Below are 25,879 nucleotides of genomic sequence, written 5' to 3'. Positions count from 1 at the left end.
TTGACCTTGAAACGGCGTGCCGGGCGGCACGCCGGAGGACCGACCGCCAGCCGCGTCACCGGCGCAGCCGGTCGGCTACCAGAAGGATGGCCGTGACGATGACGAGAACCACGACCGACACCGCCGCCAGCGTGGGATTAAGCTGGAGGATCATGTCGTCCCACATCTGCTTGGGCAGGGTGGATTTCAGCCCGCCGCTGACGAAGATGGCGATGGTCAGCTCGTCGAAGGAGGTGACGAAGGCGAACAGGAAGGCCGATATGATGCCGCCGCGGATGAGCGGCACCGTGATCAGCCTGAGCACGTTCACCCGGCTGGCGCCGAGCGAGGCCGCCGCCTGGTCGAGCCGCCAGTCGTAGCTCTTGAGCACCGCCGCCGTCGCCACGAAGGTGAAGGGGATGGACAGGACCGTGTGGCCCAGAACGAGGCCCGTATTGGTCGCCACCAGCCCGATCTGGGCGAACAGGTAGAAGAGCCCCACCGCGATGACGATGCGCGGGACGATCATCGGCGCCAGCATGAATGCGAAGATCGTGCCGTTCCACCTGGAGCGCGACCGGGCGAGCGCAAGCGCCGCAAGGCCGCCGATGGCGGTCGCGAGGATCGCGGTGGCGAAGGCCACGCCGAAGGAGCGCACCGTCGCGGAGATCCAGATCGGCGAGTTGAAGTAGACGTCGAACCAGCGCAGGGCGTAGCCCGGCGGCGGGAACTCCAGAAAATCGGAGCTCGTGAAGGCGACCGGGATGACGATCAGCGTCGGCACCACCAGGAACAGGATCGCGAGCGCCACATAGGCCGGCAGGATCCGGCCGCGCCCCGCGCCGGGGACACGGTCGGCGACGAGCGCCGTCGCCCGGGCGAGCGCCTCCAGGATGGCGAGGCCGAGGCGCCGCGCCAGGCCGTCCGACGCCCCCTTGCCCCCGCCGCTCTCCGCCGACAGGGAGGAGAGCCCGAAGATCCTGTTGTAGATCCAGCAGGCGAGAAGCGCGGAGACGAGCAGCATGGTGGCGAGCACGCCGGCGAAGGCCCAGTTCACCAGCTCCTGCACCTGGACGATGATGAGCTGGGCGAGCATGGTCTGCTGGCGCCCGCCGAGGAAGGCCGGCACGATGAAGAAGCCAAGCGAGGTGATGAAGGTCAGGAGGCCGCCGGCGGCCATGCCGGGCACCGACAGCGGGAAATAGACCATCCAGAAGCGGTGCGCGGCGCCCGCGCCGAGCGTGCCGGCGGCCTGCGTCAGCCGGCCGTCGATACCGCTCATCACCGGCATCATGGTGAGGATGGCGAGCGGCATCATGGCGTGGACCATGCCGACGATCACGCCGAACTCGTTGTACATGAGCGCAAGTGGCGTATCGACCAGGCCCGATCCCGTCAGGATCCGGTTCAGCACGCCCTGATTGCCGAGCAGCAGCATCCAGGCGAAGGCCTTCACGAGGTAGCTCGTCCAGAACGGCACGAGCACCAAGAGCAGCATCCGGTTGCGCCGGCCCTCCTTCAGCTTGGACAGCCAGAAGGCGAGCGGATAGCCGAAGAGGAGCGAGAAGAACGCCGTCAGGCCTGCGATGCGGAAGGTGATGACGAGGATACGCCAGTAGACTTCCGTGTCGACGAGGCGGGCATAGTGCTCGTCGGTCAGGGCGCCGCTATCGCCCTGCACGCTGAGCGCCAGGAGACGGGCGACGGGGACGAGGAAGAAAACGACGAGGAACGCGATCGCCGGCGCGGCGAGCCAGAGCGGACCGGCGCGGAACCGGGCGAACGAGCGGGACGGGCTGATCGTCGCGTCTGTCATGAAACGACCACCGCCACGTCGATCGGCCAATGATAGGTCATGGTCTCGCCGAGCCCGGGCAAGGGACTGGAGGGATCGTGGCGCACCGACAGGGTCGCGCCGTCCTTCAGCGTGAGGACGAGCCGCGTGTCGGAGCCCACATAGATGATCTCGCTGACCGTGCCGGCAACCTCGTTCTCTCCCTCGCCCGCCGGACCGGGGCGAAGCTGTTCCGGGCGCAGGACGAGGCCGCCATGGCCGTTGACCGTGCGGCAGTTCTCCACCTTCGCCTCGAAGGTGCCGTTGCCGTTGCGGACCGCCATGCGGCCCTCCCCGGCCTTCTCCACCTCGCCCATGAAGAGGTTGGACAGGCCGATGAACTGTGCTGAGAAGATGCTCTTCGGGTGCGAATAGATCTCGCGCGGCGTGCCGACCTGTTCCACGCGCGCATGGTTCATCAGGCAGATGCGGTCGGACAGGACGAGCGCCTCCTCCTGATCGTGCGTCACATAGATGACGGTCGTGCCGAACTCCCTGTGGAGGCGCCTGATCTCGAGCTGCATGTCCTCGCGCAGGTTCTTGTCGAGCGCGCCGAGCGGCTCGTCCATCAGCACGATCTCGGGCCGGTAGACGAAGCAGCGGGCGAGCGCCACGCGCTGCTGCTGGCCGCCGGAGAGCTCGCGGGGGAACCGGTCGCCATAGGCTTCGAGCTGCACCTTGGCGAGGGTTTCCGCCACGCGCTCGCGGATATCGCGCGCGGGCGCGCCGCGCATCTTCAGCGGGAAGGCGATATTCTCGCTGACCGTCATGTGCGGAAACAGCGCGTAGTGCTGGAAGACCAGCCCCATGTCGCGCTTGTGGACGGGCGTTTCCGTCTCGTTTCTCCCGTCGACCCAGAGCTCGCCGCTTGTCGGCTCGGTCAGCCCGGAAATCATCTGCAGGAGCGTCGTCTTGCCGGAGCCCGACGGTCCGAGCAGGGTGACGAATTCGCCGGCCTCCACGGAAAGATCGGTCGGTTCCAGTGCGGTGACGTTGCCGTATTGCTTGCCGAGCCCCTTGATCTCGAGCTTGGGCGGCGCGTTGGCGGTGCGGTCCACATTCACCATCGTATATCCCGAAGAAAAGGTCGTTCCGGCACGCGGATACGGGGCGTGCGGAGGCACATGGGGCCGGCCCGCCGGAGCGGACCGGCCATGCGTGTCGTCCATGGCCTCAGGTGAGGAGCCAGGCGTTGAACCGCTCGGTCATGTCCGCGCGGTTCGAGCTCCACCAGTCCTCGCTGGCGATCCGCATCTGCGAGATGTTCGCCGGCGCCGTCGGCAGCACCTTGGCGCGCTCGGCCGGGATGCTGTCATAGGCCTTCCGGTTCGTCGGGCCGTAGGCGAGCTCGCTCGTATAGAGCGCCTGCTGTTCGGGCCTGGTGCAGAACCTGACGAATTCGCGCGCCGCGTCCGCCTTGGGGTTGCCCTTCGGGATGCCCCAGCCCTCGATGGAATAGAGCCCCTGGTTCCAGACCAGCTCGGCGGGCGTCCCCCCGTCGATGGCGGCCTGCAGGCGGGCGTTCCAGCCGGAGATCATGTCGACCTCGCCGCTCTGGAGAAGCTGCGTCGACTGGGCGCCGCCGGTCCACCAGACCGCGATATGCGGCTTGATCCTGTCGAGGCTCGCAAAGGCGCGGTCGACATCGAGCGGATAGAGCTCCTCCAGCGGCACGCCGTCGGCGAGCAGCGCCTGCTCGAGCGTGTCGATGGGATTCTTGCGCAGGGCGCGCCGGCCCGGGAAGCCCTCGACATCCCAGAAATCGGTCCAGGATTTCGGGGCCTTGTCGCCCATCTTGTCGGTGCGGTAGGCGAAGATCGTGGAATAGACGTCGGTGCCGACGAAATTCGGGAACAGCGCCTCCGCCATCATGCCCGGCGCGTCGGCCTCCTTGACCCCTGTCGGCTCCAGGAGATCGCCCTTCTCCAGGATCTTGCGCGCCGAAAGGGTCAGCGTGCACACATCCCAGATATAGGCGCCGGTCTCCACGATCGACTTGAACTGCGCGGTGGGCTCGGCCTCGCGCGCCACATTGACGATCGTGATGCCGGTCTCCTTCTGGAACGGGTCGTAGAAGGCCTTGCGGAAGGCCGGGCCGAACGGGCCACCCGGATCGGCGACCGTCAGCGTGGTCTCGCCGAAGGCCGGCCGCAGGATGGCCGGCGTGGCGAGCACCGCCCCCGCCCCCATGAGGACCGTGCGACGGCTCATTGACATGGACATCTTGTTCTTCATTTCCTTCCCCTCTTTGCTTGAAGAACCCCCGAGATCTCTTGCTATGCGTTCTTGCGCGCGCGGCGTTTCGCCAGAAATGCCTCCATCATGCGGGCGGGCTCGCCGGAGGCGTAGGCCTCGCGCTGGATGCGGATGCCGGCCTTGAGCGCGTCCTGGAAGGAGGCCTCCGTCACCTCGCGGAAGCGCTGCCGGTCGAGCCGCATCGCCACCGGCGGCTTCTCCGCCAGCTCGCGGGCGAGCGCCATGGCCTCCCCGGCAACCTTGTCGCGCGGGACGAGCCGGTTGATGAGACCGATCCTCTCCGCCTCCTCGGCATCCATCATGCGGCCCGTCAGGGTCAGGTCGATGGTGCGCGCGATGCCCAGCATCTCCCGCATGATCCAGGGGCCGGTGGAACTCGCGATGCCGGAATTGATCTCCGGCTGGCCCATGGTGACGCCGGAATGGCCGACGCGCAGATCGCACAGGAGCGCGACCTGGAAGGCCGAGCCCGCCGCCACGCCGTTGAGCGCCGCGACGATGGGCTTGGAAAGCGAGCGGATGCGCGTATAGAGCTTTTCCCACTCGCCGATCCAGAGCTCCGCGCGGTCGGCGTCGAAGGTCTTCGTCTCGTTGAGGTCCTGGCCCGCGCCGAATGCGCGATCGCCGGCGCCGGTGAGAATGACGGCCTTCACCGCCTCGTCGTTCTCCGCCTCGTCCAGAGCGTCGACCAGCTCCTCGCGCATCGCCGCGTTCCAGGCGTTGAGGACTTCCGGGCGGTTCAGCGTGATGGTGAAGACCGGCCCGTCGACCTCCGTGAGGATGAAATTGCGCATTCGCCACTCCAAACTATTGTTATGCGATAATTGCTATTGTATTTTGAAAGCACCAATCTCATCCTGTCAAGGTCGCTTTCTGTGGGGCGCCGGATGGGCTAGACCGCTCGTTGCGGCGGGCGGCCCGGAACCCGGCCCGTGCGGCAGCTCACGAGAAAGGGGGGTTTCCCGGTGGCGAGTACGGAGAAGAAACCGAAGAACGATCCGCTGATGGTGCGGTCCGTCGAAAAGGCGTTCCGTGTCCTGTCTGCCTTCGATGCGGACCGGCCGGCCATGAGCCTGTCGCAGATCGCATCCGTGACGGATCTCGACATGAGCGCCGCCCAGCGCTTCACCCACACGCTGGTCAAGCTCGGCTATCTGGCGAAGAACCCCGACACGCGCCAGTTCGAGCTGACGGTGAGGACGCTCGATCTCGGCTACCACTTCACCCGCTCCAACAGGTTGGTGGAGCGGGCCATTCCCTATCTGCTCCATCTCAGCAAGGAGACGGAGGAAACCGTCAATCTCACCATCCCCGACGACACCGAGGTCGTGTTCGTCTCGCGCTTCCTCAGCCGCCACGTCCTCAATACGGACGTCATCATCGGCACCAGGCTGCCGGCCTACTGCACGGCGCCGGGGCTGGCGATCCTCTCAAGGCTTCCCGCCGACGAGGCGCGCGACATCGTGCGCCGCTCCGATCTCAGGCCGCACACGCCGCATACCGTCTGGGATATCGCGACGGTGATGGAGCGCGTGGACGAGGCCGCGCAGGCCGGCTTCGGGGTTGCGTGCGAGGAAATCTATCACGGCGACGGATCGGTCGCCGCGGCCATCGTCGATACCGGCGGCCGGCCCATCGCCGCGATCAACATCGCCACCTCGCTCGCACGCTATTCCCGCGAGGAGATGGTGGAGCGCTTCGCCCCACTCGTGGTCGCCGCCGCCCGGTCCCTCTCCAAGATCTGACCGCCGGCTTGCGGCCTTGACAGGGCCGGTCTCTCCATCGAAACTTTCATTTCGATAATAACTATCGAAATACGATAGAACATGACCCAGCCGGACGAGACAGCCGAGCCGGAGCCCCAGCCGCCGGACCCGACCGAAGCCGCATCCCCCAGCCAGTTCGTGCCGGCCGTGCGCCGCAAGGGAGCCTCCGTGACCTTCCGTCTGGACGGGCGCGACCTCTGCGCCCATGCCGGGCAGAGCGTCCTGTCCGCCGTTCTGGAGGCCGGCCAAACGCTCAGATACAACGAGTTCTCCGGCGAGCCGCGCGCTGGCTTCTGCCTCATGAACGCCTGTCAGGATTGCTGGATCTGGACCGCTCAGGGGACACGCCTGCGCGCCTGTCAGACGCCCGTCTCCGCCGGGCTGGAGCTCCACACCTCCTGTCCCGCGACACCGGAGGGGACATAGAACCCATGGCGCCCATCCTCATTGTCGGCTCGGGGCCTGCGGGCATGAGCGCGGCCATCGCGCTTGCCCGGCGCGGCGTCCGCCCGGTGGTCGTCAGCGACGCGCCCCATGCCGGCGGCCAGGGCTTCCGGCGCCTGAACCCGCAGATGGCGCTCGACGCACGGCGGATCTACGGTGCGGAGGCCCGCAAATACGAGGCGCTGCACCGCGATTTCGAGGCGATCCTGCCGCAGATCGACTACCGCCCCGCAACGCTCGTCTGGGCGATCTACGAGGGCAAGGCCTTCATCCTCCGCGACGGCCAGGCCGGCGAGATCGCCTGGTCCGGCCTGATCCTCGCGCCCGGCGCCACGGACCGCATCATGCCCGTTGCGGGCTGGACGCGCCCGGGTGTCTTCTCGCTGGGCGCCGCCCAGATCGCGCTCAAGGATCAGGGCGCCTTCATCGGCCGCAAGGTCGTGTTCGCGGGCAGCTCGCCCCTCCTGCTGCTCGCCGCGCTCCAGTACCGCACGCACGGGGCGCGCGACATCGCGGTGCTCGACACGACACCGCTCGGCGCCAAGCTGCGCGCCGCGCCGGGCTTGCGCCATTCGCCCGGCACGGCCTTGCGCGGCCTCAGGCTCATGAGGGCGCTGAAGCGCCTCGGCGTGCCGGTCCATCAGGGCGTGCGCCTGGAGGCCATAGAGGGGGCGGACCGGGTGTCCGCCATCCGCTTCACCGCGCCTTCCGGCCAGGAGTGCCGCATCGCCTGCGACGCCGTCGCGCTCGGCCACGGTCTCAGGGCGGAAACGCAGCTTGCCGAGCTTGCCGACTGCGACTTCGCCTTCGACGCGGCTCTGCGCCAGTGGCTGCCGGTCGCCGATGCGGACGGGCGCGCGGGCGAGCGGCTCTATCTCGCTGGCGACGGGGCGTGCATCGGCGGGGCCGACGCGGCCATTGCGGGCGGCGCGCTCTCAGCGGAGGCGCTCCTTGCCGAGCTCGGCGAGCCGGGCCCGTCCGCCCGGCGGCGGCGCCTGCGCGGGACGGTCGCGCGGCTACGCCGGTTCCAGCGCGGCCTCGCCGGCGCCTTCCGGTGGCCGCACGAGGAGGCCGGCCGCCTGGCCGACACGGTGACGGTCTGCCGGTGCGAGATGGTCACGGCCGGCGAGATCCGGACGGCCGTCCGCGCCGATCTGGGGCCCGCGGAGGTCAACCGGGTCAAGGCCGTCACGCGCTGCGGCATGGGGCGCTGCCAGGGCCGGTTCTGCGGCCCCGCGCTCGCGGAGATCACGGCGGAGGCCTCGCAAAGCCCGATCGACGCGGTGGGCCGCCTGCGCGCCCAGGCGCCGGTCAAGCCCCTGCCCCTGTCGGCGGCGGACACGCGCTCATGACGGCGCGCACGACCGGAACCCTCATTGTCGGCGGCGGGCTGATCGGCGCCTTCACCGCCTGGTTCCTCGCCCGTGCCGGCCGGTCGGTCACGGTTCTGGAGAAGGGCCTTGTGGGCGCGCAGTCGAGCGGCGCCAATTTCGGCAATCTCCGCCTCCAGGGCCGCGACCCCCGCCAGTATCCGCTGTCGCTGCGCGCGCAGGCGATCTGGGAGGAGATCGAGGCCCTGACCGGGGAGAGCTGCGAGTACGACCGCACGGGCCATCTCTATCTCGCCCGCGACGAGGAGGAGCTCGCCAGTCTCCATCGCTATGCGGAGATCTCGCGCTCCGCCGGGCTTGTGGTCGAGGATCTCGACGGCCCCGCGCTCGCCGCGCGCTTTCCCTATCTCGACCGCGGCATCCTCGCCGCGACCTTCTCTAAGCGCGACGCGACGGCCAATCCGCGCCTTGCGACCCTCATGGTCATGCGCGCCGCCCGGGCCCACGGCGCCGGGGTGCTCGAGCATTGCGAGGTCGTCGCGGCCGGCCATTCGGGGGCCGCCTTCGAGGTGGAGACGCGATCCCACGGGCTCTTCCGGTCGGAGCATCTGGTGAATGCCGCGGGCGCCTGGGGCGGCGAGATCGCCGCGCAGTTCGCAGAGGAGGTGCCGCTGTTCTCCGCCGGCCCGCCGCAATTCGTCACCGAGCCCCTGCCCCATGTGATCGCACCGTCCATGCAGCGCGTGAGCGGCACGGTTATCTTCCGGCAGATCCCCCGGGGCAATGTCATCGTCGCGGGCTATCCGCGCACGGCGAGCGACGCGCAGAACCTGCGCACGCGCGTTCCCCCGCACAAGACGCTCGATGGCATGGCCGGCCTCGGCCTCCTCGCCCCGATGCTGCGCACCGCCCATGTCATCCGGGTCTGGTCGGGCGTGGAGGGCTATCTGCCCGACATGATCCCCATCATCGGGCCGAGCGGGACGCAGGACGGCCTGTTCCACGGCTTCGGCTGCTGCGGCCACGGCTTCCAGATCGCCCCGGGCGTCGGCGCCGTCCTCGCCGACCTCATCGCGACGGGGCGCACGGACACGCCCGTCGAGGCCTTCCACATCGCCCGCTACCGGGAGGGCGTCCAGGCCAACGAGAAGTTCGCGCGCGAATTCGACAGCCGGTGACCGCCCGGCCGGCCGCGCCGTCAGATGCCGAGATAGGCCTCGCGCACGCGGTCGTCCTGGAGGAGCCCGCCGGCCTCCCCGCTCAGCACGATCTGGCCGGATTGCAGCACATAGCCGCGGCTCGCGACCGACAGCGCCAGCGAGACGTTCTGCTCCACGAGCAGGATGGCGACGCCGTTCCGGTGAATGTCGACCAGCCGGTCGTGCATCTCCTCCACCACCATGGGGGCGAGGCCGAGCGAGGGCTCGTCGAGGATCAGGAGCCGGGGATCGAGCATAAGCCCGCGGCCGAGCGCCAGCATCTGCTGCTCGCCGCCCGACAGGGTGCCGCCGAACTGCCGCCGGCGCTCCTTCAGGCGCGGAAACAGCCCGTAGACCATCTCCAGCCGCTCCGGCGCCGCCGCCTTGCCGCTGGCATGGGCGCCGCGGGCATGGGCGCCGATGGCGAGGTTCTCCTCCACCGACATTTCGGGGAAGACGTGCCGGCCCTCCGGCACATGGGCGATGCCGAGCCGCGGCCGCGCATGGGGCGCGATGCCGGTGAGCTCCGTCCCCTCGAAGACGATACTGCCCTCCACCCTGGGACCGACACCCGATATGGCGCGCAGAAGCGTGCTCTTGCCCGCGGTGTTCGCGCCGATCACGGTGACGAACTCGCCCTGCGCGACGCTCAGCGCCACGTCGTGCAGCACGGGCGCGCCGGTGGCATAGCGGGCCGACAGGCCGGAAATCTCGAGCAGGGCTGTCATGGCGCGGTCTCCCCGGCGTGCTCGCCGGCCCATTCGCGGCCGAGATAGGCCTCGATCACGCGGCGGTCCTTCGAGATCGCCTCCGGCGTGCCCTCGGCGATCTTCTGGCCGAAATTGAGGACGAGGATGCGGTCCGACAGGGTCATGACCGCCTTCATGTGATGCTCCACCACCACGAATGTGATGCCCTCCCCGCGAAGCTCGCGGACGAGTTCGATGATCTCGTTCATCTCCGCCGGCGTCAGCGCGGCCATCACCTCGTCGAGCAGCAGGATCTTCGGGCCCGTGGCAAGCCCCCGGGCGATCTCGACGCGCGCGCGCTCGGGGAACGACAGCTCGGCTGCCGGACGGTCGGCGACCGCGCCGAGCCCGACCCGCTCCAGCACCTGCCGCGCCCTGGTGCGCGCGGACGCCAGGTTGCCGCGCAGAAGGGCGCCGGTGATGACATTGTCCAGAACGCTGCTCTCCATGAACAGCGAGACGTTCTGGAACGTCTTGGTCATGCCCATGCGCGCGATCTCGTGGGGCCTCAGGCCCACCACCTTGCGGCCGTCGAGCGTTATGCGCCCCTCCGCTGCGCGGGCCAGCCCGACCAGCATGTTGAAGCTCGTGGTCTTGCCGGCGCCGTTGGGCCCGATCAGCCCGACGATCTCGCCCTCCTCCACGGCGAAGCTCAGCGTGTCGACGGCGGTCAGGCCGCCGAAGCGGACCACCGCGTCCTCGACCTTCAGGAGGCTCATGGCGCCCTCCGGCTCATGCGGCCGCGCAGGCGCTGCCAGAGCGCGACGAGGCCGCGCGGCTCGATCAGGATGATGGCGATCAGGATGGCGCCATAGGCGAAGGCCGACAGACCCGCCGCCTGCCCCTGAAGCGCGGCGGAGGCGACCTCCTCCAGCGGAATGACGACGAGGGCGCCGACAATGGGGCCGATGACCGTGCCGATGCCGCCGACGATGGCGACCAGCGCCATGCGGATGGAGATGGAGGCGACCCCGAACACGGTGTCGGGATCGAAGAAGTAGTTGAACTGGACGTAGATCGTGCCCATCGCCGCGGTCGCCGCCGCCGAGATCAGGCTCGCCCAGAGCTTGGCCCGGAAGGTGTTCACACCGACCACCTCGGCGGCCTCCTCGTTCTCCTTCACCGCGCGCAGCCGGTAGCCGAGCGCGCCCGACTTGATGCGCCAGAAGACGACGGTGATGACGGCCAGCGCCCCCAGCGCGATCCAGTAGAAGGGCCTCGGCGCGCCATAGGCCATGAGCCAGAAGCTGTCCTCCGGCGTGAACGGCACGGACAGGCCGACGGGACCGCCCGTGACCTCCTTCCAGCTATTGGCGATCACCCGCATGGCCTCGCCGGCGGCGAGCGTGGCGAGCGCGAAATAATGCCCTTTCAGGCGGAAGGTCGGCACGGACAGGACAAGCGCGATGACCACCGCCAGCGCCATGCCGGCGACCATGCCGATCCAGGGCGAAAGACCGAAATGGATGAGCAGGACGGTCGAGGCATAGGCGCCGGTGCCGAAATAGGCCGCATGGCCGAGCGATATCTGGTTGGCGAGCCCGCCGACGATGTTCCAGGCCTGGCCAAGCGCGGCGAAGATCAGCGCGAGCGTGAGGATGCGGATCCAGTAGCCTTGCGGATCGAGGAACAGCGGAACCGCGATGGCCGCCACGAAGGCGGCGGCGAGCGCGAGGGCCCGCCAGTCCGGCCGGCGCGATGCCTCCGTGCGGGATGCGGCAGCCATGCTCATGCCGCCCTCCGCTTCACGATGCCTTCCGGGCGCAGCGCCAGGACGAGGATGAACACGACGAAGAGGATGAGGTTCTGGAGCTGGATCGGAAAGACGAGCGTCGACAGCGACTGAATGATGCCGACGGCCACCCCGCCGACCACCGCGCCCGCGACGCTCCCCAATCCGCCGAGCACGACCGCGGTGAACATCAGCACCACATAATGGGCACCGACCGTGGGGCTCGCCGTGAGATAGGGCAGGATCACCGCCCCGCCGAAGGCGGTCAGCCCGACGCCGATGCCGAAGGCCGTCATGTGCATGAGATTGGTGTCGATGCCCATCAGGGTCGCCGCCATGGGGTCCTGCGAGGTCGCGCGCATCGCCCGGCCGATCGGCGTGCGTTCCAGGAACGCCCAGACGGCGGCGCCCGACAGGAGCGCCATCGCGAAGGCATACAGATAGGGCTTGCTCACGATGATGCCGCCAATGTCGAAGGCGGAGGTCTGATAGGGCGTCTGGACGGAGCGGAAGTCGGCGCCGAAGACGAGCAGCGCCGCATTCTCCAGAACGATCAGGATGCCCACGGTGAGGAAGATCTGGGCAACCTGCGGCGCCTTCAGGATCGGCCTGATGAGCGTGCGCTGGACGCCGCAGCCGAAGACGAAGATCACCGCGAAAGACAGGAACGCGCCAAGCAGCGGATCGAGCCCCAGATAGTGCCAGGCGAACCAGGCCACGAACATGCCGAGCATGAGGAATGCGGCATGCGCGAAATTGACGATGTTCATCACCCCGAAGACGAGGCTCAGCCCGATCGATATGACCCCGTAGACGCCGCCGATCAGGACGCCGTCCACGAGTGCTTGGAGAAACTGCATGGCGATTTTCCCGTCGGTCCTACTGGCCGGTCTCGACCGACCAGACCGGTTCGCTCCTGGCGACGTCGGCGGGGTGGACGGTGACGAGCTCGCTGCCGCGCCACTGGACCATGACCGGGAAGGCGTTGACGTTGAGGCCGCTCTCGTCGAAGCGGATCCCGTCGCCGGTCATCACCGTCGACCAGCCTTCATTGTGGGTGCCGGTCGCGATCTCGTTGCGGATCGTCTCGGGGTCGCGGCTGGCGCTCTTCTCCAGAGCCTCGCGCAGCACGCCCATGGCCGCAGCATGTTCCAGCGCCTCGTGGACCATGAAATAGCCGAAGCGCTCGCGGAACCGTTCCGTGTAGTCCGGCGCCAGGTCGTAATTGGCCGGCGCGATGGACAGAACGCCCTCCGACAGCTCGCCCAGCCCCTTGTGGAAGTCGGGAATGACGTAGCCCGCCGCGCCGCCGATGGCGGGGATGGTCAGGCCCTGCTGGCGCATGGTGCGCACGATCAGCAGACTGTCATTGAGGTAGGAGACGGGGAAGACGAGCTGCGCGCCCGAACCGCGCAGCTGGTTGATCAGCGGCGTGACGTCGGTGATACCCAGCGGATAGGCGGAATCCATGACGATCTCCGCGCCATGCTCGGTGGCCGCCTTGCGCAGGCCCTCCGCCTGGCTGGTGCCATAGGCGGTGTCCTCATAGAGGATCGCGACCTTGTCGGCCTCCACGTCGACGCGCTTGGCGATCTCCATGGTGTAGTCGAACTGGGCCGCGCCGATGGTGGAGCCCTTGTTGACCACCTGGAAGACATAGTTGAAGCCGCGGCCGGTGACGATGTCGGAGAAGGACATGGTCAGGAGCGGCAGGCGGCGGCGCTCCGTCACTTCCGAGATCGCGATGGTGAGGGAAGACGCGAAGGCGCCGAGCACCGCGACCACCTGGTTCTGGGAGATCATGCGCTGGGCGACGCTGGCCGCGGTGGTGGGGGTCGAGGTGGAGTCCGCGATCACCAGATTGATCGGCGCGCCGCCGAGAGACTTGATGCCGCCGGCGGCGTTGATCTCGTCGGCGACGAGCTGGATTCCGTTGCGCGAATTGATGCCGAACTGCGCATTCGCCCCGGAGAGCGGAACGATGACGCCGACATTGACCGGGTCCTGCGCCCGGGCGAGCCGGCTGACGAACGGCGCGGCGATGGCCGCGGCACCGCCGGCGAGAACGGCGCGCCGGCTTGTCTCAAAGCGTCTGGTGTACCGCATGGTGGATCCTCCCGTGGCGGTCTGCGTTTTCTTCGATCTGTTGGGGGGCTATACTGGAAATCAACAAACAAGCTGTCAATAGGGTTGACCGAATGTCCTACAATCCGAATACTGACCACATGACGAGCGGCATCAGCATCCGGCGCGAACAGGCTTCCCTCAGCGGCCAGATCGCGGAAAGCCTGCGGCGGGCCATCATCGCCGGCGAGCTCGAGCCCGGCTCCCGGCTGGTCGAGCGCGATCTCTGCGAGCGCTTCGAGGTGAGCCGCGGCCCCGTGCGCGAGGCGCTGCGGCAGCTTTCGGCGGAAGGGCTGGTGCGCCACGAGCCCCATCGCGGGCCGACGGTCGAATCGGTGAGCGAGCAGGATGTCCGCGACCTCTACCGCGTCCGCGGCAGCCTGGAGGGACTGGCCGGCGAAAGCTTCGCCCAGCGCGCGACGGACGAGGAGATGGAGCGGCTTCGCGAGGCCGGCCGGCAGATCGAGACACTGTCGCCCGACGACCCGCCTGAGCGGCTGATCACGGTGAAGAACGACTTCTACAGGGCGCTGCTCGACGGCGCACACAGCCCGGTGATCAGCGATTCCTTCACCCGGCTCAACAACCGCATCTCGCAATATCGCCGCCTGTCGATGTCCCGCCCCGGCCGCCTCGTGGAGACCAAGGCGGAGATCGCGGCGGTGGTCGCCGCCTGCACCGCGCGCGACGCGGGCGGTGCACGGCGGGCCTGCGAGGACCATGTCGCACGCGCGGCCAACGCCGCGCTGGAGCAAGTCCCGAACCTTACCGACAACAGGAGCAAACTGGATGACGAATAAGGAGCTGTTCGACAAGGGCCTGAAGATCCGCCGCGAGGTGCTGGGCTCGGAGTATGTCGACAAGTCGATTGCCGGAGCCGACGACTTCACCCGGCCGCTCCAGGAGCTCGTGACGGAATATTGCTGGGGCGAGATCTGGGGCCGCGAGACGCTGGACCGCCGGACCCGGTCGATCATCAACCTGTCGATGATCTCCGCGCTGAACAGGCCCCACGAGCTCAAGCTCCATGTCCGCGGCGCGCTCAATAACGGGCTGACCAAGGAGGAGATCCGCGAGATCCTCCTGCAGGTCGCCATCTATTGCGGCGTGCCGGCCGCCATCGACAGCTTCCGCGTCGCCCGCGAAGTGTTCGCCGACATCGAGGCCGAAGGCTGATGGCGCGTGCGCAGACCACAGGCTTCGTGGGCCTCGGCGCCATGGGGCTGCCCATGGCGAAATGCATCCTCGCCGGCGGCGGCGACCTCATCGGCTACGACGTCTCGCAGGACGCGCGCGAGCAGGCCCGTGCGGACGGCATCCCGGTTGCCGACGGCCTCGGCGCGATAGGCCGCGACTGCGCGACCGTGATCGCCATGCTGCCGAACGCGGCCATCGTGCGCGAGGCGGCCTTGGGCGACGGCGGCTTCGCCCTTGAGATGCAGGCCGGCGACCTCATCGTCGACATGTCCTCCTCCTATCCCTCCGCCACGCGCGCGCTCGGCGCGGAGCTCGAGCCGCGCAGCATCGGCCTCGTCGACGCACCGGTCTCCGGCGGCGTCGGCCGCGCGGTCAAGGGAACGCTCGCGATCATCGCCGGCGGCGGCGAGCGGGATGTGGAGCGCGCCGAGACCGTGCTCGCTCATATGGGCAAGGTCCATCGCGTGGGCGCGCTCGGCAACGGCCACGCCATGAAGGCGCTCAACAACTATGTCTCCGCGGCCGGGCTGGTCGCGGCCTGCGAGGCGCTGATCGTCGGCGAGAAGTTCGGGCTTGCGCCGGAGACCGTCGTCGACATCCTGAATGTCTCGACCGGGCGCAACAACTCCACCGAGAACAAGCTCAAGCAGTTCGTCCTCAACCGCGCCTTCGACGCGGGCTTCGCCTTCGCCCTGATGCAGAAGGACGTGCGCGCCGCCGCCGATCTCAGCACGGAGCTCGGGCTCGACGAGCCGCTGCTCAAAGACCTCACGGGCCTGCTCGACCGGGCCGGCGAGGCGCTGCCCGCCGGCGCCGACCATACGAGCGTCTTCGAATGGCTGGAGCGCCGCTGAATGGGGACAGCCCCTCTCGACCGATGGCTTGAACGCTGTCTCGCCGACCGGGAGCTCGCCCGGCTCGCCAGCGGCCTGGACCGGGTGGTGGAGATCGCAGGCTCCGGCCTGTCGCGCCGGATCCTCCTCGATGACACGCCCCGCCCGGCCGAGGGAAAAGCACACATCTCCATCCGCGCGGAGGAGGCCGCCTGGGTACAGCTCCTTGGCGGCCCCCATCCACGCGGCTGGCAGTCCTATGGCGCGATCCGGCGTTTCAACGACGCCTTCCGCATCGTGGCCGAAAGCCCGCTCGCCGAGGCCCAGGCGCTCGCCGCGCTCGAACGGATGATCGAGATCGCCATCGACCCGCCGGCGGAGCCGAATATCCCGGACGGCTGGACGGCCGACGCGATCTCAAGCACCTCTCTCCACGCCGCCATCGACGGGCGGGCTCCGGCCCATCTGCGCGTCATGACGGCGGGCAAGGGCACGCCCGTCCTGTTCCTGCACACCGCTGGCGCCGATTCGCGCCAGTACCTCTACCAGCTCGGCGACCCGGCGCTCTCCGGGCGCTATCGCATGATCGCCTTCGACCTTCCCGGCCATGGCGGCTCCAGCCTCGAGGGAGAGTTCGGCGGCAAGGCTGCGGACTGGCAGGCGACCGGCGGGCGCTATCTCGCCTGGTGCCGGGCGGCGATCGAGGCGCTGTGCGAGGCCCCGCCCATCGTGGTCGGCTGTTCGGCCGGCGCGGCCATGGCGCTGACGCTGGCGGCCCGCGAGCCCGGCCTCGTGCGCGGCGCCGTCGCCCTGGAGGCGCCCTACAAGGCGCAAGGCCGCCTGACGCCGTTCCTCGGCCATGCGCGCGTCAGCGAGGGCCGGCACAACCCCGCCTGGGTGCGCGCCCTGCTCGCGCCCGCAAGTCCCAAGCCGCATCGCGACGAGGCCTGCGGCATCTATCAGCAGGCCCGGCCGGGCATCTATGCGGAGGATCTGCGCTATTATTCGCAGGAGTTCGACGCCGCCGGGCTGATCGGCGATCTCAACCGCCATGCCCGGCCCGTCGTCCTGCGCACCGGCGCCTACGATTATTCGGCAACGCCGGAGGACACCGCCCGCATCGCGGACGCCGTGCCGCATGCCGATTTCCGCATCATGCCCGATCTCGGGCATTTCCCGATGATCGAGAATCCCGGAGACTTCGCCCCATGGCTCCACGAGTCCCTCGATATGGTGGAGGAACGGTCATGACCCAGGCACCGCACAGCGAGGTGCTCGCGATCAAATATGCGGAAACGGTATCGCCCGACCGCGAGCACTTCCTCATGGGCCACGACCCCCATGACGGCCCGCATCCGATCTCCTATTTCCTCTGGCTCATCCGGCACGAGAACGGCCTGGTCCTCGTCGATACCGGGTTCGGCGAGCGTGCGGCGGCGGAACGCGGGCGCACGCTGCTGCGCGACCCGCTGGATGCCCTCGCCTCGCTCGGCGTGCAGGCTGAGGACATCGAGACCGTGGTGCTCACCCACATGCACTACGACCATGCCGGCTCCGTCGGGCGCTTTCCGAATGCGACCGTCATCGTGCAGGAGCGCGAGCTCGCCTATGCCGCAGGCCCCGCCATGCGCCACCCGGCCTGCCGCAAGGCCTTCGACGTGGAGGACGTCACGGATGTGGTGCGCACGCTCTATGACGGACGCATCTATCCGGTGAGCGGCGACCGGCACCTGTTTCCGGGGATCTCGGTCCATCTGGTCGGCGGACATTCGAAGGGCCTGCAGGTCGTGCGCGTGGAGACCGACGCCGGCCGGCTGGTGATCGCCTCAGACGCGACCCATTTCTACGAGACCGCCATGGAGGGCGACCCCTTCCCCGTGCTCTGCGAGATGCCGGCCTATCTGGAGGGCTTCGACCGGCTGTTCGAGCTTGCCGACGACCCGAACCTCGTCGTTCCGGGCCATGACGAGCGGGTCCTGTCGCTCTTCCCCGCCCTGCCCGGCGATCCCAATGTTCTGGAGCTCCACAAGGGCCCTCTCGTCCCCACGCCCTTCGCCGGGCGCCGCATGCCGGTCGTGAGGGAACCCTGACCCGCCCGTCGACGCCCGCCCCGCCGGAGACGTGCGTCAGGCGCCGAACGCCGCCGCATACCGTTCCGGCTTGAAGCCGATCTCGACGGTCCCGCCCGTCTCCAGAACGGGGCGCTTGATCATCGAGGGTTGGCCGAGCATCAGCGCGATGGCCTTCTCCTCGTCGAGATCCGCCTTGTCCTCGTCGGACAGCTTGCGGAAGGTCGTGCCGGCCCTGTTCAGGACCGTCTCCCAGCCCGCCGCCGCGCACCAGCGCCGAAGAGCCTCGCGCTCGACGCCCTGCTTCCTGTAGTCGTGGAACGTGTAGTCGACGCCATGGCCGTCGAGCCAGGCGAACGCCTTCTTCATCGTATCGCAGTTCCTGATGCCGTAGATGGTGACGGGCATTGCGCTTCCCCCGGTCTGACGGTCCCTGCTCGTGGCGCCGGCACCATAGCGGCGGCGTGCGGCGTTTGCACCCCCTTGCGAGCCATCCGGCGGCGGCCTCCCGGCATCGCGCCAGGCAGGATCAGGCTCCCGAAGGCCAGAAGGATCCCGGTTCCCGTTCCGTCCCCCCGGGAGGTCGTCGCACGGGTCCGCAGCATCCTGCGCCGGGCATCCTACGAACCGGTCAAGACCACGGCTGCATCGAGATCGTGCAGACGCACGGGGCAGACTGGAGCTTCTGGACCGGCAGCCAGGCGGTCTCGTTGCCAGGCTGGCGTTCCCATCCATTGACGGCAGGCTGCGACGGGCGACGACGAGCTCGCCGGCCGTCATGGCGTCTCGAGCGTCAGCACACGCCCGCCGATCCGTTCCAGGCGGGCAAGATAGGCCTCGGGCTCCAGCAACCGGTAGGGAAAGTAGAGGCCGGCGGGGACAGCCGGCCCACCGGCCAGACCCGCCGCGCTTTCGAGACCCATGGCGACACCGAGCCCGGTGAGCGGAAACTGGCCGTCGGGATGGACGACGGCATGGCGGGTGCGCAGCGGCCGGCCCGCATGGTCCTCTCCGGCAAGGTCGATGACGATCTCGGTCGACATCGGCCCGCCCCGACGGCGCGTGGAACTGACGCCCGTCGCGAGGTTGAATTCGACATTGGGCGCACCTGTCGCCATCGCCAGGCCCACAACGTCGTTCGGCGACAGGGCAGTCGCGTCCATCGCGGTTCCGTCGACGGCGCGGATCGTCGCCACGGCATCGTCGCCGACGCGCCAGACGAACCTGCCCCCTCGCCGCGCAAGGGCGGCGGGCGCGGTCTTCGTCACCCGCTCCAGGTCCGCGGTCTGCGCCGGGCCGCCGGTATCCTCGTCGTCGAGCAGAGCGCCGATGGAGATGCTGTCGAGCCGGCCATACGCCCTGGCGAATTCGAGCGTCGGGACCGTCGTGGCGCCAACGAGCCATTCCGTGCCGAGAATGACCGGTGCGGCGCCCGGCCTGTGGATGTAGCCGCCGACCTCCGGGCCGATTTCCTGAAGGAGCGGCGAGATGCTCATATAGGGCACCCCGCGAGACTGGGCGAAATGCAGGCCGGCCATCCGGTCGTCCATGAACAGGACCGCGACCGCACCGACCGGCCGCGCGCCGAGGCCGAGATCGTCTGCGGCAAGATCGAGCGTCACGCTGTCCGCCCCGCCGATTTCCGCTGCCGCCGTCTTCGCCTTCGCCAGATCGCGCCCCGCGATCAGCAGCGGCAGGTCGGGATGGGCCTCGCGCAGGAAGCGCGCCGCATGGCGGCCGACAACGCCGGACCCGCCGACGAGCAGAATGGGATGGGATGACATTGCAGCGCCTCCTTGTGCGGGCTATATAACTTACCAATCGTAGGTTTCCATCATTAAGTTACGAAAAGTAGCTTTTCAAGAGGCGCGAGATCGCGATGCCAAATACGACAGGGGGGTCGGTGACCCGCAGGCTTGCCAGGCCGGAGCGGCGCCGTCAGTTGCTGGACACCGCGCTCGGGATCGTTCGCGAGGAGGGCGCGGATCGGCTGACCCTCGGCCATCTCGCTGAGCGGGCCGGGGTCTCCAAACCCGTCGCCTACGACCATTTCGGCACGCGCTCGGGGCTGCTCATCGCGCTTTACAAGACGATCGACGCCGAGCGGGTGAACGCCTTCCGCGAGGCCATGGCCGCCCGCGACCGGGACGTCGGCGAAACGGTCGCCATGCTGGCAGCCGCCTATATCCGCTGTGCCGGCGACATGACCGACGAGTTTCACGCAGTGGGCGCCGCCCTGGCGGGAAGCGAGGAGAAAGCTGCCGTCTTCCAGGAGCTGCTCGACAACAGCGTTGAGATGTTCGTCTCGGTGCTCAGGCCCCACAGCACCCTGCCGCCGGACGAACTGGAGCGCCGTTGCGTCGGCCTGGTCGGCGCGGGCGAGGCGCTCTCGGCACACATGGTGCGCGGGCGCTGCAGCGAGGCCGAGGTCGTCGAGGCTTTCGCCTCGCTGATCGGCGGCGCCTTGTGACGGTCGCCCCGGCACCCCCATCCGACGACCGGTCTCGACAGGCCTTGCGAGCCCCTGGCGCGTCTTCCTGTCTGATTGTTGCGGCACCGGCCTGATCGGAAAACGCTCTAGCGTGCGTCGGCTGCAAGCTCTTCGATCAGGCGCCTCACCAGAACGCCCGCGGGGAGCGACCGTGCCAGGGGCACGCCCTGGCCTGCCCAATGCGCCCCGTAGCCATGCTCGCCCTTGTCCCTTGCCGCGGCGGCGAGGGTTTTCGCGGCATCGTATGCGACCGGGTAGCTGGGCACGCCGACCGTCGGATGCCGCCGTTCGAACGCCGTGAACCGATTAGCGATACAGCGGGCGGGCCGGCCGGATATGGCGCGCGTCATGACCGTGTGACGGGCGGCGTCGCCGAACAGGAGCGCGCGGTAGTGCTCGTCCGCCAGAGATTCGGTGCAACCGACGAAGGCCGTGCCGAGCTGTACTGCGGCGGCGCCGAGGCACAATGCCGCGCCGATCCCCGCCCCGTCCATGATGCCGCCCGCTGCCACGACGGGACCGTCCAGCGCCCGCACGAGCAGACGGGTCAACGCCAAGGTGCCCAGGCAATCGTCGCGAGCGTCGGGGTCGAACATGCCGCGATGTCCGCCGGCCTCATACCCCTGGGCCACGACGACCTGAACGCCGCCGCGCACCAGGGCCTTCGCCTCGTCGAGGGTCGTCGCGGTTCCCATCAGGCAGCAGCCGGCCTCGCGCAGCGCCTTGATCGCGGCCTCGTCCGGAAGGCCGAAATGGAAGCTCACCACCTCCGGCCGCGCGGCCACGATCGTCCGCAGCATCTCGCGGTCGACCACGAAGCTCTTGTAGATCTCCGTCAAGCCGGCGGGCACCGGCGCCCCGATCTCGTCGAACGCCGGCCGGAGCGCGTCGAGCCATGCCGCCTCCCGCTCCGGGTCTCGCACGGCGGGGCGATGGCAGAAGACGTTGACATTCAGCGGCCCCGACGAGCGTTCGCGGAACGCACCGATCGCCTCGGCGGCCGCCGACGGCGCCATCGCGCCGACGCCGAGCGACCCAAGCCCACCGGCATTCGACACGGCCGCCGCCATTGCCGGCGTCGATACCCCCGCCATGGGCGCCTGGATGATAGGCGCGGACATCCCGAGCCTGTCCAAGAATGCGCTGGATGCGGAACTGTCCATGTGACCCTCCTGACTGGCCGGATGCTAGAAGTGCGCTCCGGCGCTGGCATTCATCCGGTATGGTGCCTCTCAAGGACACCGTCGCACATGATGGCGTCCGCCGCTCTCATGGCGATATCGGGCGCGGGACGTTCGGATACCGGGCTCATACTGCCTCCGCCGGAACCCGCCGCGACAGGACGCCTGCGATCAGATCGATTGCGAGAGCCGCAATCATGGCCGCCGTGCCGAGCACGAAAAGCAGCGCGTAATTTCCGCCGCTCCAGCCGAACAGGAACGAGAAACCATACGCCGCCGACGCCTGACAGAGGGCGAAGCAGACCGTCGCCACGCTCCAGGCGGCCTTTTGTTGCGCGGGATGATGCGGCAGGAGTTCTCCGATGCGTCCCAGCACGAGCGGCACCGTCCCGGTCACGAAGGCGCCGACGATGACGCTGGAGGCGATCAGCCAGGCCGGGCCAAGCCCGAGCGCGGGGATCGAGACCGCCGCCGCCTCGATCAGGAACGCGAGGCGAAGCGCGGCGCCGAACCCGGCGCGATCCGCCAGATGGCCCGCCAGAACCGGCCCGAATGTCGCCCCCAGCCCGAAGAGAACCCAGTATTCGGACCCCGCCGCGATCCCCTGATGCAGACCGCGCGCCACGAAGTCGACGAGGAATATCATGTGCGGCACCCAGCCGCCGGCATTGAGCGCATATTCCACATAAAGGGCGCGAAGCCGCCCCTGCCTGGGTGCATGCGCATGGGGCGAGGCCGGCTGGCTGGCGGGCGCGTCTTGCGGCCAGCCGCCCCAGGCGATGACGGTCAGCAGCAGGCAGATCGCGCCGAGCCCGATCCAGGTCTGCTGGAGGCCTTCGCGCAGGAGCAACGGAACAACCGTGCCGGAGGCGACCACACCGACACCGACGCCCATGAAGATCACGCCGCCCGCGAGACCGCGCCGCGCAGGCGGAACATGCGGCAGGACGGCTGGCGCGGCGAGCACCATCAGCGTGCCGCCCGCGGCGCCGGCGGCGAACCGCCATACGAAGAACCAGAGGAAGCCGACCGGCCAGGCACAGGCGAAGAAGGCCGCCATCGCCACGAGCATCATCAGCCTCAGCGTCACATGCAGGGACAGGCGGCTGGAGATTGCCCGCCCGAGCAACGCGCCCGCCAGATAGCCGGCGAGATTGGCCGCCCCCAGATAGGCCGCCGCCGACGGTTCGAACCAGTGCGCGCCGATGACCGCCGGCAGCAGCGGTGTATAGGCAAAGCGGGCCAGCCCGATGCCGATCAGGCTCGCGCAGAAGGCGCACATGACCGAACGCCATATCGCAGGAGAGGCATTCAGCGTTCGGCGGCGGCGAGAGGCGGAAGCGGTGCGAGGCGCCATTCGAGCAATCCAGATATCGGTTTTTGTGAATATTTATCGGGAAACATCACTGTTAAAGCGATTTATTGTGATTACGGATATCAGTCGGTACGATAGCTCATGCCGGGGTATAGAGCGTAAGAGACTGAAATATGAGTGGAAATTTGCTCGTCGCCGTCACGCGACAGGAACGCTAGGTCAGTGTCCTGTTCTAAATTATCTCTTGTCTGAATATGCATTTGTAATAAATTTCTGAAAACACGATAGGTTGAGCATGGATGTCGGCGAACTCAGGGTGTTCGAGGCGGTCGCAAGACTCGGGAGCATGAACCGGGCCGCGCAAGAGCTGCACACCGTCCAGTCCAACGTGACAGCGCGGATCCGGTCGCTGGAGGACGAGCTCGGCGTCGGCCTCTTCGTGCGGCATGCGCGCGGGGTCTCGATCACCCCCGCCGGACAGCGGCTGCTGCCATTCGCGGGACGGCTGGCGAAGCTTCTTGCGGATGCGCGGTCGGCGACGCGGGACGACGGACGTCCCGGCGGCGTTCTGCTGCTCGGAAGTCTCGAGACGACGGCAGGGCTGAGACTCTCCCCCGTGCTCACCGACTTTGCGCGCACATATCCCGAGGTGCGGCTGGTCCTGAAGACCGGCACCACGCGCTCGTTGCTCGACGACGTCGTCGAGTGCCGGCTGGATGCCGCGCTGGTTGCCGGCCCCGTCGCTCATCCGGAGCTGCACTGCGATCCGGTGTTCGAGGAAGACCTGGTGCTCGCGACCTGCCGCACCATTCGGACGCTCGACGATCTGAGGGCCGTCGAGGACCTCCGGACGATCGTGTTCCAGGCCGGCTGTTCCTATCGCCAACGCCTGGAAGCCTTTCTCGCCGAACTGGGTCTCGTGACGGCCGAGCCGCTGGAATTCGGCTCGCTGGAGGCCATTACGAGCTGCGTTGCCGCGGGGATCGGCGTCACGCTTCTGCCGAAGGGGCTCGTTGCGAAAGCCTGGCAGGACGGACTGATTGCGGTCCACGAGCTGCCCGACGGCATGGCCCGTGCTGAGACGCTCTTCGTCAGACGGGAAGACGCCTACCTGACCAGCGCGGCGACCGCATTCCTCGACATGATCCGGTCGCCGCAGGCCGGACCGCTCTGAAGCAGCCGGCCGCGTCGTTCCCCTCCAGCCAAACAGGCGCGAAACGCTCTTCCCGCAAAGGGCGCGACCTTCTCCGGCGTGCCGCCGGATCGTTCCAGATCGGCCTCGATCACTCCCACTCGATGGTTCCCGGCGGTTTCGACGTCACGTCGTAGACGACGCGGTTGATGCCCTTCACCTCGTTGATGATGCGGGTGGAGACGCGGCCGAGGAAATCGTGGTCGAAGGGGTAGTAGTCCGCCGTCATGCCGTCGGTTGAGGTCACCGCGCGCAGGGCGCAGACATGCTCGTAGGTGCGCGCATCGCCCATCACGCCGACGGTCTGGACGGGGAGCAGCACGGCGAAGGCCTGCCAGATGGCGTCGTAGAGGCCGGCCTTGCGGATCTCCTCCAGATAGATCGCATCGGCCTTGCGCAGCGTCTCGAGCCGGTCGCGGCTGAGCGCGCCGGGAATGCGGATGGCGAGCCCCGGGCCGGGGAAGGGATGGCGGCCAACGAAATGCTCCGGCATGCCGAGCTCGGCCCCGAGCGCCCTCACCTCGTCCTTGAAAAGCTCGCGCAGGGGCTCCACCAGCGTCATGTTCATCCGCTCCGGCAGCCCGCCCACATTGTGGTGCGACTTGATGGTGACCGACGGGCCCCCGGCGAAGGACACACTCTCGATGACATCCGGGTAGAGCGTGCCCTGGGCCAGGAAGTCGGCGCCGCCGATCTTCTTCGCCTCCGCCTCGAAGACGTCGATGAACAGCCGGCCGATGGTCTTGCGCTTCGCCTCCGGGTCTGAGACGCCGTCGAGCTCGCCGAGGAACAGGTCGGAGGCGTCCACATTGACGAGCGGGATGTTGTAGGCGTCGCGGAACAGGCGCACCACCTCGTCCGCCTCGCCGAGCCGCATGAGCCCGTGATCGACGAAGATGCAGGTGAGCTGTTCGCCGATCGCCTCGTGGATCAGCACCGCCGTCACCGCGGAATCGACGCCGCCCGACAGGCCGCAGATCACCCGTCCATCGCCGACCTGCTCGCGAATGCGGCGGATCGCGTCCTCCTTGAAGGAGGCCATGGTCCAGTCGCCCGCGCAGCCGGCCACCTTGAGTGCGAAATTGGCGATGAGGCGCGCCCCGTCCGGCGTGTGCATCACCTCCGGGTGGAACTGCACGCCATAGAAGCCGCGCTCGTCGTCCGCAATGGCGGCGAAGGGCGCATTGTCGCTGACCGCCACGACGCGGAAGCCCTCCGGAATGGCGTTGACGCGGTCGCCATGGCTCATCCACACCTGATGGCGCTCGCCCGGCGCCCACACGCCGTCGAACAGGGCGCAACCGTCCCTGATCTCCACGAAGGCCCTCCCGAACTCGCGATGGTCGGAGGCCTCCACATCGCCGCCGAGCTGGGCGCACATGGTCTGCTCGCCATAGCAGATGCCGAGCACCGGCACGCCCTTCTCATAGACCCCATCGGGCGCGCGCGGGGTCGTGGCCTCCGTCACGCTCGCCGGCCCGCCGGACAGGATTATGCCCTTGATGGAGGGATCGTCGATGGCGCCCTCGGCATTGTTGAACGGCACGATATCGGAATAGACGCCCTGCTCGCGCACGCGCCGCGCGATGAGCTGGGTGACCTGTGAGCCGAAGTCGATGATCAGGATGCGGTCGGTCATGGGCCTTGGAGACTCGTCTGCAAGAGTGGGCCAAGGCGACGAATTACGCGACATTGCGTGTCTGTGCAATGCACCATGGCGTCCCGCCGCCGGGCGCCGGCGCCCTTGCCCGCCGCCTGGCCCGCATCCGCCCCATGCCGGTGGGGCCCTACCGGCCGTAGACCGCGTCCCTGATCTCCACCGGAAAGCGGCCCGACATGCCCTCGAAGGCCGTGTCGGTCAGCGCGACGACGGTCAGCCCCCGCGCCGGATCTACGAACCAGCTATGCCCATAGGCCCCGCCCCACTGGATGGTGCCCTTCGCCTGCGGCGTGCCAGCCGCCTCTGGGTCGTCGAGCACCGCCCAACCGATGCCGAAGCCCCAGCCGGGCCCCTGGGTCTGCGCCTGCGGGCCCGTCCGGTCCGCCATCATGGTCTCGACCGTGCGGGCCTTCAGGATAGGCGCTCCGCCAGTGCGGACAGCCTCCAGAACGGCGAGGCGAGGCGAGGCAGGAGACACATGGCTCGGGAATCTCTATATTAGGAGCGATCGTTCCTTAAATAGCCAG

The 25,879-nt window shown here is 68.4% G+C and carries 27 protein-coding genes; 12 read left to right on the top strand and 15 right to left on the bottom strand.

Features of this window, described 5'->3' with window-relative positions:
* Positions 1–55 precede the first annotated feature (55 nt).
* From HW532_RS18835 to HW532_RS18820, 4 genes are all read right to left on the bottom strand, one after another.
* A complete protein-coding gene (locus HW532_RS18835) occupies positions 56–1,795 on the bottom strand; it encodes an ABC transporter permease subunit (RefSeq protein ID WP_213161937.1) in 1,740 nt (579 codons plus the stop codon).
* Complete coding sequence (locus HW532_RS18830; protein ID WP_213161936.1) at positions 1,792–2,880, bottom strand: ABC transporter ATP-binding protein; 1,089 nt, start codon at positions 2,878–2,880, stop codon at positions 1,792–1,794. Before HW532_RS18830 ends, HW532_RS18835 begins: the two co-directional genes overlap by 4 nt.
* A gap of 106 nt (positions 2,881–2,986) precedes the next feature.
* Positions 2,987–4,024, bottom strand: coding sequence for an ABC transporter substrate-binding protein (locus tag HW532_RS18825; RefSeq protein WP_246479304.1), 1,038 nt, complete (start codon positions 4,022–4,024; stop codon positions 2,987–2,989).
* A gap of 65 nt (positions 4,025–4,089) precedes the next feature.
* Positions 4,090–4,863, bottom strand: a complete 774-nt coding sequence (locus tag HW532_RS18820) for an enoyl-CoA hydratase/isomerase family protein (RefSeq protein ID WP_213161934.1) — start codon at positions 4,861–4,863, stop codon at positions 4,090–4,092.
* A 171-nt stretch (positions 4,864–5,034) separates the two neighbouring features.
* Here HW532_RS18820 and HW532_RS18815 point away from each other — a divergent pair, with 171 nt between their 5' ends.
* The 4 genes from HW532_RS18815 to HW532_RS18800 all read left to right on the top strand — a co-directional run bounded on the left by HW532_RS18815 (position 5,035) and on the right by HW532_RS18800 (position 8,788).
* On the top strand, positions 5,035–5,814 hold the full coding sequence (locus HW532_RS18815; protein ID WP_246479303.1) for an IclR family transcriptional regulator: 780 nt from the start codon (positions 5,035–5,037) through the stop codon (positions 5,812–5,814).
* An 81-nt stretch (positions 5,815–5,895) separates the two neighbouring features.
* Positions 5,896–6,261 carry a (2Fe-2S)-binding protein gene (locus tag HW532_RS18810; protein WP_213161933.1) on the top strand — a complete coding sequence of 122 codons (366 nt, stop codon included), beginning with the start codon at positions 5,896–5,898 and terminating at the stop codon, positions 6,259–6,261.
* A 5-nt stretch (positions 6,262–6,266) separates the two neighbouring features.
* On the top strand, positions 6,267–7,631 hold the full coding sequence (locus tag HW532_RS18805; protein WP_213161932.1) for an FAD/NAD(P)-dependent oxidoreductase: 1,365 nt from the start codon (positions 6,267–6,269) through the stop codon (positions 7,629–7,631).
* The gene (locus HW532_RS18800; protein ID WP_213161931.1) at positions 7,628–8,788 is read left to right on the top strand and encodes an NAD(P)/FAD-dependent oxidoreductase; all 1,161 of its coding nucleotides are present in this window, start codon (positions 7,628–7,630) and stop codon (positions 8,786–8,788) included. The genes HW532_RS18805 and HW532_RS18800 overlap by 4 nt, the downstream gene beginning before the upstream one ends.
* Before the next feature lie 20 nt (positions 8,789–8,808).
* Here HW532_RS18800 and HW532_RS18795 read toward each other — a convergent pair whose 3' ends face one another.
* From HW532_RS18795 to HW532_RS18775, 5 genes are read right to left on the bottom strand one after another with little or no spacing between them, the layout of a single operon-like run.
* Complete coding sequence (locus HW532_RS18795) at positions 8,809–9,528, bottom strand: ABC transporter ATP-binding protein (protein WP_213164646.1); 720 nt, start codon at positions 9,526–9,528, stop codon at positions 8,809–8,811.
* Between the two features lie 5 nt (positions 9,529–9,533).
* A complete protein-coding gene (locus HW532_RS18790) occupies positions 9,534–10,277 on the bottom strand; it encodes an ABC transporter ATP-binding protein (protein ID WP_213161930.1) in 744 nt (247 codons plus the stop codon).
* Positions 10,274–11,284 carry a branched-chain amino acid ABC transporter permease gene (locus HW532_RS18785; RefSeq protein WP_213161929.1) on the bottom strand — a complete coding sequence of 337 codons (1,011 nt, stop codon included), beginning with the start codon at positions 11,282–11,284 and terminating at the stop codon, positions 10,274–10,276. The genes HW532_RS18790 and HW532_RS18785 overlap by 4 nt, the downstream gene beginning before the upstream one ends.
* A 2-nt stretch (positions 11,285–11,286) precedes the next feature.
* Positions 11,287–12,150, bottom strand: coding sequence for a branched-chain amino acid ABC transporter permease (locus HW532_RS18780; protein ID WP_213161928.1), 864 nt, complete (start codon positions 12,148–12,150; stop codon positions 11,287–11,289).
* A 19-nt stretch (positions 12,151–12,169) separates the two neighbouring features.
* Entirely contained in the window at positions 12,170–13,396 is a 1,227-nt protein-coding gene (locus HW532_RS18775) for an ABC transporter substrate-binding protein (protein WP_213161927.1), read from the bottom strand.
* A 119-nt stretch (positions 13,397–13,515) separates the two neighbouring features.
* On the opposite strand from HW532_RS18775, the gene HW532_RS18770 reads away from it, so the two are divergent.
* The 5 genes from HW532_RS18770 to HW532_RS18750 are packed head-to-tail and all read left to right on the top strand — an operon-like array spanning position 13,516 to position 17,534.
* A complete protein-coding gene (locus HW532_RS18770; protein ID WP_213161926.1) occupies positions 13,516–14,214 on the top strand; it encodes a GntR family transcriptional regulator in 699 nt (232 codons plus the stop codon).
* Complete coding sequence (gene pcaC / locus HW532_RS18765) at positions 14,204–14,590, top strand: 4-carboxymuconolactone decarboxylase (RefSeq protein WP_213161925.1); 387 nt, start codon at positions 14,204–14,206, stop codon at positions 14,588–14,590. The genes HW532_RS18770 and pcaC overlap by 11 nt, the downstream gene beginning before the upstream one ends.
* Complete coding sequence (locus HW532_RS18760) at positions 14,590–15,465, top strand: NAD(P)-dependent oxidoreductase (RefSeq protein WP_213161924.1); 876 nt, start codon at positions 14,590–14,592, stop codon at positions 15,463–15,465. The genes pcaC and HW532_RS18760 overlap by 1 nt, the downstream gene beginning before the upstream one ends.
* Entirely contained in the window at positions 15,466–16,695 is a 1,230-nt protein-coding gene (locus HW532_RS18755; protein WP_213161923.1) for an alpha/beta fold hydrolase, read from the top strand. It begins immediately after the preceding gene.
* On the top strand, positions 16,692–17,534 hold the full coding sequence (locus HW532_RS18750) for an N-acyl homoserine lactonase family protein (RefSeq protein ID WP_213161922.1): 843 nt from the start codon (positions 16,692–16,694) through the stop codon (positions 17,532–17,534). Before HW532_RS18755 ends, HW532_RS18750 begins: the two co-directional genes overlap by 4 nt.
* Before the next feature lie 36 nt (positions 17,535–17,570).
* Here HW532_RS18750 and HW532_RS18745 read toward each other — a convergent pair whose 3' ends face one another.
* Both HW532_RS18745 and HW532_RS18740 read right to left on the bottom strand, forming a co-directional pair.
* Positions 17,571–17,921 (bottom strand): ArsC family reductase, encoded by a 351-nt coding sequence (locus tag HW532_RS18745; RefSeq protein ID WP_213161921.1) that lies wholly within the window; start codon positions 17,919–17,921, stop codon positions 17,571–17,573.
* A 368-nt stretch (positions 17,922–18,289) separates the two neighbouring features.
* Positions 18,290–19,297: an NAD(P)-dependent oxidoreductase gene (locus HW532_RS18740; RefSeq protein WP_213161920.1), complete on the bottom strand. Its 1,008-nt coding sequence runs from the start codon at positions 19,295–19,297 to the stop codon at positions 18,290–18,292.
* A gap of 119 nt (positions 19,298–19,416) precedes the next feature.
* On the opposite strand from HW532_RS18740, the gene HW532_RS18735 reads away from it, so the two are divergent.
* Positions 19,417–19,983, top strand: a complete 567-nt coding sequence (locus HW532_RS18735; protein ID WP_246479302.1) for a TetR/AcrR family transcriptional regulator — start codon at positions 19,417–19,419, stop codon at positions 19,981–19,983.
* 107 nt (positions 19,984–20,090) lie between these two features.
* Here HW532_RS18735 and HW532_RS18730 read toward each other — a convergent pair whose 3' ends face one another.
* Together HW532_RS18730 and HW532_RS18725 are read right to left on the bottom strand one after the other, a co-directional pair.
* Positions 20,091–21,167 (bottom strand): NAD(P)H-dependent flavin oxidoreductase, encoded by a 1,077-nt coding sequence (locus HW532_RS18730; protein ID WP_213161918.1) that lies wholly within the window; start codon positions 21,165–21,167, stop codon positions 20,091–20,093.
* A 145-nt stretch (positions 21,168–21,312) separates the two neighbouring features.
* Positions 21,313–22,467 carry a YbfB/YjiJ family MFS transporter gene (locus HW532_RS18725; RefSeq protein ID WP_246479301.1) on the bottom strand — a complete coding sequence of 385 codons (1,155 nt, stop codon included), beginning with the start codon at positions 22,465–22,467 and terminating at the stop codon, positions 21,313–21,315.
* Here HW532_RS18725 and HW532_RS18720 point away from each other — a divergent pair.
* Both HW532_RS18720 and HW532_RS18715 read left to right on the top strand, forming a co-directional pair.
* Positions 22,466–22,777 carry a hypothetical protein gene (locus tag HW532_RS18720; RefSeq protein ID WP_213164698.1) on the top strand — a complete coding sequence of 104 codons (312 nt, stop codon included), beginning with the start codon at positions 22,466–22,468 and terminating at the stop codon, positions 22,775–22,777. The two genes, HW532_RS18725 and HW532_RS18720, sit on opposite strands and share 2 nt — an antisense overlap.
* Before the next feature lie 18 nt (positions 22,778–22,795).
* Entirely contained in the window at positions 22,796–23,674 is an 879-nt protein-coding gene (locus HW532_RS18715; protein ID WP_213161916.1) for a LysR family transcriptional regulator, read from the top strand.
* A 109-nt stretch (positions 23,675–23,783) separates the two neighbouring features.
* Here the strand turns inward: HW532_RS18715 and guaA are convergent, their stop codons facing one another.
* Positions 23,784–25,331 (bottom strand): glutamine-hydrolyzing GMP synthase, encoded by a 1,548-nt coding sequence (gene guaA, locus HW532_RS18710; RefSeq protein WP_213161915.1) that lies wholly within the window; start codon positions 25,329–25,331, stop codon positions 23,784–23,786.
* 148 nt (positions 25,332–25,479) lie between these two features.
* The gene (locus HW532_RS18705; RefSeq protein ID WP_213161914.1) at positions 25,480–25,830 is read right to left on the bottom strand and encodes a serine hydrolase; all 351 of its coding nucleotides are present in this window, start codon (positions 25,828–25,830) and stop codon (positions 25,480–25,482) included.
* Positions 25,831–25,879: the final 49 nt, after the last annotated feature.

It is taken from the genome of Kaustia mangrovi (genome assembly GCF_015482775.1).
GTDB classification, from domain to species: domain Bacteria; phylum Pseudomonadota; class Alphaproteobacteria; order Rhizobiales; family Im1; genus Kaustia; species Kaustia mangrovi.
This window is presented reverse-complemented; position numbering and strand designations above follow the sequence as displayed.

Excerpts from the sequence above, each read along its gene's own strand:
- HW532_RS18835 (WP_213161937.1), bottom strand. The coding sequence starts at position 1,795 with ATGACAGACGCGACGATCAGCCCGTCCCGCTCGTTCGCCCGGTTCCGC.
- HW532_RS18830 (WP_213161936.1), bottom strand. The coding sequence starts at position 2,880 with ATGGTGAATGTGGACCGCACCGCCAACGCGCCGCCCAAGCTCGAGATC.
- HW532_RS18825 (WP_246479304.1), bottom strand. The coding sequence starts at position 4,024 with ATGAGCCGTCGCACGGTCCTCATGGGGGCGGGGGCGGTGCTCGCCACG.
- HW532_RS18820 (WP_213161934.1), bottom strand. The coding sequence starts at position 4,863 with ATGCGCAATTTCATCCTCACGGAGGTCGACGGGCCGGTCTTCACCATC.
- HW532_RS18810 (WP_213161933.1), top strand. The coding sequence starts at position 5,896 with ATGACCCAGCCGGACGAGACAGCCGAGCCGGAGCCCCAGCCGCCGGAC.
- HW532_RS18805 (WP_213161932.1), top strand. The coding sequence starts at position 6,267 with ATGGCGCCCATCCTCATTGTCGGCTCGGGGCCTGCGGGCATGAGCGCG.
- HW532_RS18800 (WP_213161931.1), top strand. The coding sequence starts at position 7,628 with ATGACGGCGCGCACGACCGGAACCCTCATTGTCGGCGGCGGGCTGATC.
- HW532_RS18790 (WP_213161930.1), bottom strand. The coding sequence starts at position 10,277 with ATGAGCCTCCTGAAGGTCGAGGACGCGGTGGTCCGCTTCGGCGGCCTG.
- HW532_RS18785 (WP_213161929.1), bottom strand. The coding sequence starts at position 11,284 with ATGGCTGCCGCATCCCGCACGGAGGCATCGCGCCGGCCGGACTGGCGG.
- HW532_RS18780 (WP_213161928.1), bottom strand. The coding sequence starts at position 12,150 with ATGCAGTTTCTCCAAGCACTCGTGGACGGCGTCCTGATCGGCGGCGTC.
- HW532_RS18775 (WP_213161927.1), bottom strand. The coding sequence starts at position 13,396 with ATGCGGTACACCAGACGCTTTGAGACAAGCCGGCGCGCCGTTCTCGCC.
- HW532_RS18770 (WP_213161926.1), top strand. The coding sequence starts at position 13,516 with ATGACGAGCGGCATCAGCATCCGGCGCGAACAGGCTTCCCTCAGCGGC.
- pcaC (WP_213161925.1), top strand. The coding sequence starts at position 14,204 with ATGACGAATAAGGAGCTGTTCGACAAGGGCCTGAAGATCCGCCGCGAG.
- HW532_RS18760 (WP_213161924.1), top strand. The coding sequence starts at position 14,590 with ATGGCGCGTGCGCAGACCACAGGCTTCGTGGGCCTCGGCGCCATGGGG.
- HW532_RS18755 (WP_213161923.1), top strand. The coding sequence starts at position 15,466 with ATGGGGACAGCCCCTCTCGACCGATGGCTTGAACGCTGTCTCGCCGAC.
- HW532_RS18750 (WP_213161922.1), top strand. The coding sequence starts at position 16,692 with ATGACCCAGGCACCGCACAGCGAGGTGCTCGCGATCAAATATGCGGAA.
- HW532_RS18745 (WP_213161921.1), bottom strand. The coding sequence starts at position 17,921 with ATGCCCGTCACCATCTACGGCATCAGGAACTGCGATACGATGAAGAAG.
- HW532_RS18740 (WP_213161920.1), bottom strand. The coding sequence starts at position 19,297 with ATGTCATCCCATCCCATTCTGCTCGTCGGCGGGTCCGGCGTTGTCGGC.
- HW532_RS18730 (WP_213161918.1), bottom strand. The coding sequence starts at position 21,167 with ATGGACAGTTCCGCATCCAGCGCATTCTTGGACAGGCTCGGGATGTCC.
- HW532_RS18720 (WP_213164698.1), top strand. The coding sequence starts at position 22,466 with ATGACCGAACGCCATATCGCAGGAGAGGCATTCAGCGTTCGGCGGCGG.
- HW532_RS18725 (WP_246479301.1), bottom strand. The coding sequence starts at position 22,467 with ATGTGCGCCTTCTGCGCGAGCCTGATCGGCATCGGGCTGGCCCGCTTT.
- HW532_RS18715 (WP_213161916.1), top strand. The coding sequence starts at position 22,796 with ATGGATGTCGGCGAACTCAGGGTGTTCGAGGCGGTCGCAAGACTCGGG.
- guaA (WP_213161915.1), bottom strand. The coding sequence starts at position 25,331 with ATGACCGACCGCATCCTGATCATCGACTTCGGCTCACAGGTCACCCAG.